The organism is Pseudomonas sp. KCJK8993 (genome assembly GCF_046230915.1).
GTDB classification, from domain to species: Bacteria; Pseudomonadota; Gammaproteobacteria; order Pseudomonadales; family Pseudomonadaceae; genus Aquipseudomonas; species Aquipseudomonas piscis.
This window is the reverse complement of sequence record NZ_JBJJLO010000241.1, coordinates 1-1,510: the sequence shown is the minus strand read 5'-3', so window position 1 is coordinate 1,510 and position 1,510 is coordinate 1. Positions and strand designations below refer to the sequence as shown.

The 1,510-nt window shown below is 66.5% G+C and carries 1 protein-coding gene; it reads left to right on the top strand.

All coding sequences use genetic code 11. From position 1 onward, the window contains the following. A partial coding sequence (locus tag ACK6AU_RS31940) for a non-ribosomal peptide synthetase (protein WP_409303754.1) occupies positions 1-1,510 on the top strand: 1,510 nt, incomplete at both ends.

Genomic DNA, 1,510 nt, shown 5'->3' with positions numbered 1-1,510 from the left:
CGCGAGACCCTGCTCGGGTTCAACGCCACCGACGCCGATTACCCACGCGCTACCACCGTGGTGCAGATGATCGAAGCCCAAGCCGCTCGGGACCCGGCGGCGATTGCGGTGGTGCTGGACGACCAACAGTTGAGCTACCGCGACCTGAACGAACGGGCCAACCGCGTCGCCCATTATTTGCGCAGCCTTGGCGCGGGCGCCGATCGCTGCGTGGCGATCTGCATGCCACGCAGCCTGGAGCTGATTGTCGGCTTGCTGGGCATCCTCAAGTCCGGCGCTGCCTATGTGCCGCTGGACCCCGAGTACCCGGCGCAACGCCTGGCATTTGCGCTGCAAGACAGCCAGCCGCTGGCGGTGCTGGTGCAGGACGCCAGCCGTGGCGTGCTGGGCGATACGACCATGCCACTGGTTGACCTGGCGGAGGCCGCTTTGGCCGAGCAGCCGCTCGACAACCCGCCCGCCCTGGCCACGGCCCACGACCTGGCCTATGTGATCTTCACCTCAGGCTCCACCGGCCGCCCTAAAGGCGTGATGGTGGAACACGGCTCGCTGGTCAACCACATCGGCTGGCAAACCCAGGCCTTTGGTTTTAATGCCACAGACCGCTTCCTGCAGCGGACCTCGGTGGCGTTCGACGCGTCGGTCTGGGAAATCTGGACGCCGTTGGCCATCGGTGCGCGCCTGGTGTTGCTGCCGGCCGAGGCTTCGCGGGATGTCGAGCACATGGCGCGTACGCTGGTGGAGCAGGGCGTGACTATTGCCCAGTTCGTGCCGAGCCTGTTGCGCCTGCTGGTGCAATTGCCCGAGACGGGGGTGCGCTGCCGCTACCTGTTCAGCGGCGGTGAAGCCCTTGACCCGCAATTGGCCATGCAGGCCCGTGCGCTGACCAGCCACGGCATCGTCAACCTGTACGGACCGACGGAAGCGACCATCGACAGCACCTCCTGGACCTTCAACGACCCAGGCCCACTCGATGTCGTGCCGATCGGCAAACCCATCGCCAACGCCCGCGCCTATGTGCTCGACGCGCACCTGCAGCTGCTGCCGCTGGGTGTCGCCGGTGAGCTGTACATCGGTGGCGCCGGGGTGGCTCGCGGTTACCTGGGGCGCGATGACCTGACCGCCGAACGCTTCCTGGCCGACCCGTTCAACCCGGGCGGGCGCTTGTACAAAACCGGCGACCTGGTGCGTTACCTGGCGGACGGCACGCTGGAATACCTGGGCCGTAACGACGACCAGATCAAGCTGCGCGGCTTGCGCATCGAACTGGGTGAAATCGAATCCTGCCTGGTCGCCCATGCCGAGGTGCAGGAAGCGGTGGTGCTGGTGCGCAACGAGCGCCTGATCGCTTATTGCCGCGCGCCATCGAGCCTGGATATCCAGGCCTTGCGAGCGCAGGTGCAAGCGCAATTGCCGAGCTACATGGTGCCCCAGGCGTATGTGCTGCTGGACGCGCTCCCCCTGAGCCCCAACGGCAAGGTGGATCGCCAGGCGCTACCGGACCCGGACA